At 30.6% G+C, this 7,957-nt stretch carries 8 protein-coding genes; 1 reads left to right on the top strand and 7 read right to left on the bottom strand.

The window, feature by feature from the left end; all coding sequences use genetic code 11:
- Positions 1–584 precede the first annotated feature (584 nt).
- A complete protein-coding gene (locus tag ACVBFA_RS11560; RefSeq protein ID WP_002489558.1) occupies positions 585–755 on the bottom strand; it encodes a hypothetical protein in 171 nt (56 codons plus the stop codon).
- 27 nt (positions 756–782) lie between these two features.
- Positions 783–956 (bottom strand): hypothetical protein, encoded by a 174-nt coding sequence (locus ACVBFA_RS11565; RefSeq protein WP_002489559.1) that lies wholly within the window; start codon positions 954–956, stop codon positions 783–785.
- A 137-nt stretch (positions 957–1,093) separates the two neighbouring features.
- On the opposite strand from ACVBFA_RS11565, the gene ACVBFA_RS11570 reads away from it, so the two are divergent.
- Entirely contained in the window at positions 1,094–3,253 is a 2,160-nt protein-coding gene (locus ACVBFA_RS11570; protein ID WP_224785173.1) for a peptidase domain-containing ABC transporter, read from the top strand.
- Positions 3,254–3,813: 560 nt separating this feature from the next.
- Here the strand turns inward: ACVBFA_RS11570 and ACVBFA_RS11575 are convergent.
- From ACVBFA_RS11575 to ACVBFA_RS11595, 5 genes are all read right to left on the bottom strand, one after another.
- On the bottom strand, positions 3,814–3,957 hold the full coding sequence (locus ACVBFA_RS11575) for a hypothetical protein (RefSeq protein WP_002485548.1): 144 nt from the start codon (positions 3,955–3,957) through the stop codon (positions 3,814–3,816).
- Positions 3,958–4,059: 102 nt separating this feature from the next.
- Complete coding sequence (locus tag ACVBFA_RS11580) at positions 4,060–4,923, bottom strand: replication initiation protein (RefSeq protein WP_002485546.1); 864 nt, start codon at positions 4,921–4,923, stop codon at positions 4,060–4,062.
- A 1,005-nt stretch (positions 4,924–5,928) separates the two neighbouring features.
- Complete coding sequence (locus tag ACVBFA_RS11585) at positions 5,929–6,534, bottom strand: mobilization protein (protein ID WP_447158859.1); 606 nt, start codon at positions 6,532–6,534, stop codon at positions 5,929–5,931.
- On the bottom strand, positions 6,437–7,447 hold the full coding sequence (locus tag ACVBFA_RS11590) for a relaxase/mobilization nuclease domain-containing protein (RefSeq protein WP_002485550.1): 1,011 nt from the start codon (positions 7,445–7,447) through the stop codon (positions 6,437–6,439). Before ACVBFA_RS11590 ends, ACVBFA_RS11585 begins: the two co-directional genes overlap by 98 nt.
- A 165-nt stretch (positions 7,448–7,612) precedes the next feature.
- Positions 7,613–7,957, bottom strand: a 345-nt coding sequence (locus tag ACVBFA_RS11595) for a plasmid mobilization protein (RefSeq protein ID WP_447158860.1), incomplete at its 5' end; no start/stop codon positions are given.

The raw sequence follows: 7,957 nt of genomic DNA on the forward strand, positions 1-7,957 counted from the left end.
AACAGTTTCGTCGCTAGCCACAAATGTGTTTGGTTCGCTCATTCAATCCCACCACGCTTTCTTCGAAAGATAACTCCTTAATATAATTTTACTTTACAGGGTAAAGCAAAATTAATCAAGTCGTTAAGTGGTTTGGCAAGCATTGGCTTTGCTAGCCACTAACGTGGTAGAGACGCCAGCTTGTTGGGGCACATCCCCAAACCCCTTATGATTTTTGCTTACGCAAAAAAGAGTGGCTAATTGCTAGCCACTCAAGTTCAAATTTCTCTTAAATAAAAAATAGAATTATTAATATAAGAGAAAGGATTAAAAAGAACCAACCTATTTTCTTTTTGTTATATATGTCTGGTATTGCAGAAGAAATGAAACCTGATAAAGCAAATAATATGCCGATTTTAGAATCGTATAATATAGTTATTAAAATTGCTAGAATTAGTAAAAATATTGTTATAGATCTACAAATACTTACAATATTTTCATTTTTTGTTTTCATTTTTGTCACCAGCTTATAGAAGTTTATAAATATATTATCATAAAACCCTTTACTTTTCGAAAAGTAAAGGGTTTTATGATAATATATTTATCTATTTATTTTGTTTTGCTATTTTTTTAGATTCTTTATTTGCGCCTTTTACAATTTGGTCTGAATGGTTCCATGCATCTGCTGCAACTGTTGTCGCTCCTGATATTACATATCCCCAAAAGCCACCATTTAGATTGTGTAATTCGTCATTTGATAATTTTTCATATTTCATTATTATAACTCCTTACTTTAACTATTTTTATCCTAATGTCTTGTGTTTCCAAGCTTCTGCATTACCTTGTTGAGCCATGCCAGCTCCTACAGATTCCCATAGTTTATCGTGTTGCTTACCAAGCCAGCTTTTAACACCATTTAAATTTTCATTGGAACCACCATGGATTTTTTTAAGAGTATCAATTTCTAATTTTTTCATATTATTAATCCTCCTTTAAAACCGTTTACAAATTCATTTTAACAATATTTTCTGATTTTTCAAGCTACTTAAAAATAAAGACTTAGTTTTACGATTTATCATTTTTCAAATATAATTCTATTAATAATATGTAGGTGGTGAATGCTTTGAAATTTATTAAACAATATGATGAAAGTGATTGTGGACCAGCGTGTTTAACTATGCTAGCTATATATTTTGGAAAAAATACAATGATTTCAAGGGTAAGAGAATGGTCTAAAACAGATAAAGAAGGCACATCGTTATATGGACTTATAAAAGGTGGAGAAAAATTAGGTATTAACCTTACTGGAGTAAGAGCAGATAAAATATCAGATATTAAAAAAGATGAATTACCAGTTATAGCACATATTATAAATGAAAAAGGCTTCATGCATTTTATAATAGTGGAAAAAGTGACAGATAAAAATATATTTATTCTTGATCCAGCAAAAGGAAAAGAAAAACTTTCTTTTGCTGAATTTGAAAAATTGTGGACTGGTGTACTTATGCTAGTTCAAAATGATTATACATATGGTTATGATAATGATGTCCCCAGTAAAATGAAATTATTTGGTAGAATAATTCAAAATAATAAATTTATAATCATAAATATATTAATACTATCTATAATTATAAATTTATTAGGAATTGCTGGAGCTTTTTATTTTAAAATGCTAGTTGATAATATTATTCCTTCGCAAATTTTAAAAAATTTACATATTTTATCTATAGCGATTTTATTTCTTTATATAGTAAATGCTTTTGTATCATTAATAAGATATCAAGCCTCTTTAAATTTAAGTTTGAAAATTGATATGAGTTTTATGAAAGATTATTATAAGCATGTTTTAAATTTACCCATTAAGTTTTATGAAACAAGAAAAAGTGGTGAAATTCTTTCAAGATTTTCTGACATTTCATACATAAGAGAAGCACTTTCTTCAGTTACTATTACATTACTTGTAGATACATTGATGATTATAATCGGAGGTATTATTTTATTTATACAAAGTTCTAAATTATTTTATATCACTTTAGTTCTTATTCCGTTATATTTAATTATTGGTTTATCTTTTAGAAAAATTTTAGAAAAGTATAATAGGCTTGTAATGGAACAAGATGCAAATTTAAGTGCCTATCTCATTGAAAGTTTTTCGGGTTATCCAGTAATAAAAAGTTATGTAGCTGAAAATGAAGTTTTTAAAAAAGGTTTAACTCACTTTCAAAAGTTAATAAAAAGATTATATAAATTAAATTTATTTACAAATATTCAACTTACTCTAAATAGTTTTATGAAAATGACAACTACTTTACTAATTTTATGGATGGGTTCCTTTTTAATCATGAATAATGAATTATCATTAGGTGAACTGTTAACATTTAATGCTCTAGTTATATATTATATTGCACCTATAGAGCGTTTAATTAACTTACAACCACAAATACAATCAGCTCTTGTAGCTACGCAAAGATATTTAGATATTACTGATATTAAAACAGAGGACGAACAAAGAACTAATAATAAATCTAAAGAATTAGATATTCATTTTAAACACCAATTAGAGTTAAAAAACGTAAGTTTTAAGTATAATTTTAAAGAAAATGTTTTGAAAAATATAAATATGAATATTCCAAAAAATAAAAAAATAGCAATTATTGGTGAAAGTGGTTCTGGTAAATCAACTGTGGCTAAATTGATTGATAATTTTTATATTGATTATGAAGGAGATATAAAAATTGATAATATTTCAGTGAAAGATATATCAAAAAACTCCTTGAGAAACATAATTAGTTTTGTAACACAGAAAAGTTTTATTTTTGGAGCTACAATTAAAGAAAATTTAACAATTGGTATAAATAGGAAAGTTTCTGATACTGAAATAAATCGAGCTTGTGAAATAGCCTGTGCTGATGATTTTATAAATGAATTACCGCAAAAAATAAATACTCAATTGCATAATGGTGGATCAAATTTATCAGGTGGTCAATTGCAAAGAATAGCAATAGCAAGAGCTATACTTCGAGATACTCCTATACTTATTTTAGACGAAGCAACTAGTTCTTTAGATGCTACAATTGAAAAAAATATTTTAAAAAATATTGAGAAATTCACTGAAAGTAAAACAATTATATTAATTACACATAAATTGAGTAATGTTACAAATGCAGATAAAATATATTTACTTAAGCATGGTGAAATAATTGAACAAGGAACTCATACAGAATTAGTAAAAGAAAAAAAAGATTACTATAATTTGTGGCTAAATCAATTTTAATTATTATATTCTTAGATTTAATCTATTGTATAAACTATACAATTCAACTACCTATAATAACTAATTATGTTAACTAATCACAAAGGCACAAACACCGTCATATCAGTGTTTGTGCCTTTGTGTCCGGATTATCGATTATACAACTTTTATACAGTCCCACAACCACACGTTTTCATGCATTTTCATCACGTGAATTTTTGTATCTTTATTCAGTTATCAATGTCTAAGTGTTGCATACAGTATGCATGTATCATGTATGCATGTATATTGTATGCCTGCATACAAGTTTAGAAGCATTTTGTTATAATTGGGAAGCACTTCCGTGCAAGAGAGGAGGTGTGCGTATAATGTTGGACATCTTACAATTTGTTTTTGATACTATCGTTAATCCTTTGATTCTTTGTATCATTGGTAATTATCTATATGATAATTTAAAACAAAGATAGTAAAAAAAGCCCCCACGTAGCTTGCCGGCTGTGGGGGCTTTTTGCGTACAATGAAGTACATCTACAATTTGTCAATTATAGTATATCGTGTAACTTCTTCATCTGTAAACTCTTTTACAAATTTTCATTTTTTTTACTAATTCCTATTCCTATAGCTAGTCCCATTAATGTTCCTACAGGAAATCCAAATATAAAACTAAAAAATACCGCAAATCCGCCTATATATAATGCTGGATGTATATTATATCTATTACTCATAACTTTTTATCTCTCCTTAGTCATGTTTTTTCTTTTTTATTGATACGATAAATCCCATTATTAATGGAAATAAGAATAAAATATATATGTAGCTCATTTAAATTATTGTTCCTCCCATTTTTCTTCTAAATGACGTTGAAATGCCTCTCGATCTTGTTTTAATTTTGCATCTTCATTATGCAACTCTTGATATTGTTTATATATCTTTTCGTCTAACCATTTAGGTGTTTTTTCACGATTGATATATTGGTGCGACTTACCTATATTAGTCATTTGTGGCTGTCGTTTGTTGTGAATGCGTTTCTCAGAGTCAAAGGTAAACTCTAACCATTCAATTTTACGTCCTTTTTTGGCTTTGATTTTACTAATATGAAGATTATTAAATATCATAGAAAGTTCTTTTATAATAGGGGTTAAAACTTTTTGATTAATATGTGTCATACGATAACTTTTCGGAATATCTAAACGTTCTCTAAAATCATCAATTTGTATTTTAAAATAACCTGTATGTTTATATTGTTTTAAAAGTCTAAACATATTTTTGGAATAGGTAGATTTAAGGTGTGTCATTTCTTTTAATTCAAATTTAGTGAAATCTGCTGTTATCTCGTTTAAAACATGCTTTAATTTAGGGTTAATACTAACGATAAGTTCTTGTGTGTCTACATCAACTTCATAACCAGTAAATAATACAAACTTTTTAAATGATAAACCACTTCGTTCTGTGTAAGTTAAACTTAACAATTTATCATAAACATGTTCTAAATCTTTAACAAATCTTTTTTGAGAACGGTGATAGTAATTACTTAAATGACGTAATTCTTCAAAAGGAATAGTAACTTCTTTGACATCTTGCTCTTTGAGTCTATTGCAAAGACTAAAAAAAATATCAATTTCTGTACTTGTAAATTTACGTAAAGGGACTAAATTCATTTCGTTTTGATATACAACAGTTTCTCCAGACATAATTTGACACACTCCTATGTACACTATAAGGACACTTTAATATTATTTAGGTTTCTCATAAATAATATTTTTATCTTTACAAACATTATATTATCAGATTCCTAACTACAAAGGCAACTTAAAATAAAAAAGTTGCCTTTGTAGTTACAAAAAGTTGCCTTTGTAGTTACAAAAAGTTGCCTTTGTAGTTACAAAAAGTTGCCTTTGTAGTTACAAAAAGTTGCCTTTGACACTTCAAACTTCTTGTCGCTCTAAGCCTCAAACAGTGCCTAAAAAGGTTTTAAAAAGATTTATAAAAAGATATTAAAAAGTTCGGGGCTTTAGCCCCTCACAAATTCAAAAGACAAAAAGGAAACCAACCACATTTGTGGTTGGTTTTTATTATTTAAAAAAGCAATAAATGGTATAACTTTAATGGATTATTCCAATTGCTTTATTGACATTGAGCCTCGGAACCCTTAATAAACCCCAAAACTGTCGACTCGTCGGTTTTATAGCTCACGCTATACCGACATTCGTCGAAACAGTTTAATTAAGGGTTCTTCTCAATGCACAATAAATTTTCTCGGCATAATTGCAGTGTAAAATAACAGTTTGAGTTTTGATATTTTATATATAGCTGAGTTTTTGCTATTATATAAGTATAGCTTAATGCCATATTTTGCAAACAAAACATGGAAGTAACTCTATTGTTTGGATAATTCCTTAGAGACGGGCACGCCCGTCTTTTTTTTATTTCACTTTTTTTCAATCATGCACATGATAAATATAGTTATAGCTATAGACACTAAAGCATTTTTCAAATAATAGAAATCATTTAAAAATATATAATCCTAAAATATCAAAACTATAAATATAAACATTAAAAAGACGACACTTAAAAATAACTCTCTTCCCATAGTTCCTCCTTTTTATAAAATAGAATCTCCCTTTAATTTCTAAGCTATTTTAAGCTTGATACAGCTTTTCTATTATCAAAAACGTGGTTTTGGTCCAACGTTCATATTAAATACGCTTATACGCGCTTAAAATGGCATATATAAGCCCTCCAAATAAAACATACGGCACAAGATAAAAAATAAGCATGAAATAACGCCATGCTGAATGGCCTGTTTTTAATATATGGTTCAACCATTCGTAAAAATGTTGCACACCTAACCAGTCGCCTAATGGACTTAAGACTAAAAATGCGACCATCACTAAGGCAATGATAAAAAACATTGCTGTAATGCCTTTGGTTAAACGATGAAACGCCTGATCATATTGTTTTATGGCTGTGTCGTTGTACTTGATACGTTCTTCTATCCTTTTTTTATAATCATTATTGGCTTGTCGCAGTTCGGCTTGGTTAGTTTGTAATTGTTCAATCACCTTATGCGTGTCTGTTTTCACATCTTCCAATTCTTCTTGTATCGCCGTTTGAAAATCTTGTTTTAAATTATCGTTATTAATGCGTTCGATATAGTGTTTCGCTACACTGATGAAACGCTTTTGTGTGATTTCAGTCGCTTGATTAAAGTTCGAGGCCGTGGTCTCGATCGTTGTTAATAATTCGTCGTGACGCTTGTTTCGCTCGTGCTCTCTCTTCTCGATCTCTTCGAGCCTTTTCATGAGCAAGTCTTGCTGATTCTGCAGCTTGTCGGCTACGCTCAAGCTCATTTGTGTCTTGGGCGAATTGGTCCCAATCTGATTGAGTGACGCCTGTATCTCGTTCAGTTGCTTCATCACGGTTTGAAGTTGGTCGTTTTGGCTGGAATTCGGTGTCTGAGTCTCGTTCTTGTTGTCTCCGTCGTTGAATTTGTCTTTCAAAGCCATCTTCGATACCTCCTTTATTGTAATCTTCGCCGAGTTTACGCCCACGCACCTTTTTATCTTCGGTTAAATGTCGATAGGTAATGCTTTTGGGTGTGACACGTTCAATTTCAATACCATGTTGGTTTAAATGGTCTTTGAATTCATCCATATTCGTTGCTTGTGATTGGTCTATCGCCTCTCTAATCTCATCTTTCCATGAATATTGGGCTGTTGATTTCGTATTAGGGTCAGCAATGGCTTTTTCCGTTTGCGTATAACGTAAGCGTGCTGTATCTTTGTCTGGCACGCTTAAACCATGTTCCAGGCAAACCTCGTCATTGAAATCTCTGACATTACGTAACGCTTGTTTATTGTTATTGAATTTCTTACCTGTCTCGAGGTCAATGGAATTCATCACAATATGATTGTGCACATGGTCTGTATCATTATGTGTATAGACCGCCACTTGATGATTCGGTGCGAGTTTTTCAGCGAGCGCTAAGCCTAATTGGTTACATTGTTCGGGCGTGACTTCGCCAGGTTTAAACGATTGGATAATGACATGACCTTGATTTCCATCGGTTTTACCATATAATTCACGAGAAGCTTTAAAACTCGATTTGGCATAGTCGACATCACAATTTAAGCCGCTTTTTTCAACGGCTCGTTTCTCAGCGTAATTAATCGCACGTGACGTTGATTTAGTCGCACTTATTTTAGTTGTTGCCATTGTTATCACGCGCTTTTTTCTTTTTATATGATATATATAAATCAATACCCGTGATAAAAGTTAAAAGTGAAAAACACAAAATCACCGGAAATTGTGGATCAAAGAAAATAAAATAAAACAATATCATTAAACACATCACAAATAAAATGGCACTTACAATCATTTTTATTTTTGGATCATGTTCCATATCTCATCTAACCTTTCACGTAATTCACTAATGTTACGTTCTAATGCTTCGTAATTCGGTGATTCATGTTGATGTTGGTTGCAATATTTCGCAATCTGATTGGCATTTGCGCCCAACATACTCAAATCTTTAGCTACCGATTGTCGCGTTGCTTGATCCAATTTGGGTGCGACTAATCGGGCGCCTTGTGCCTTTTTCTTAACGAAAGCAGGCACACTCATATTTAAAGTTTCAGCTGATTGTTGCAACTTTAAATATTCGGATTCGCTCACACGAAAACTGATTTGTTTTGGCTCCTTACGGTTGGGTTTACGGTTTCGCCC

It is taken from the genome of Staphylococcus sp. MSU001, from assembly GCF_052976705.1.

Coding starts and splice junctions, on each gene's coding strand:
- ACVBFA_RS11580 (WP_002485546.1), bottom strand. CDS start 4,923: ATGTCTGGAGAAACTGTTGTATATCAAAACGAAATGAATTTAGTCCCT.
- ACVBFA_RS11575 (WP_002485548.1), bottom strand. CDS start 3,957: ATGAGTAATAGATATAATATACATCCAGCATTATATATAGGCGGATTT.
- ACVBFA_RS11585 (WP_447158859.1), bottom strand. CDS start 6,534: ATGAAAAGGCTCGAAGAGATCGAGAAGAGAGAGCACGAGCGAAACAAG.
- ACVBFA_RS11590 (WP_002485550.1), bottom strand. CDS start 7,447: ATGGCAACAACTAAAATAAGTGCGACTAAATCAACGTCACGTGCGATT.
- ACVBFA_RS11560 (WP_002489558.1), bottom strand. CDS start 755: ATGAAATATGAAAAATTATCAAATGACGAATTACACAATCTAAATGGT.
- ACVBFA_RS11565 (WP_002489559.1), bottom strand. CDS start 956: ATGAAAAAATTAGAAATTGATACTCTTAAAAAAATCCATGGTGGTTCC.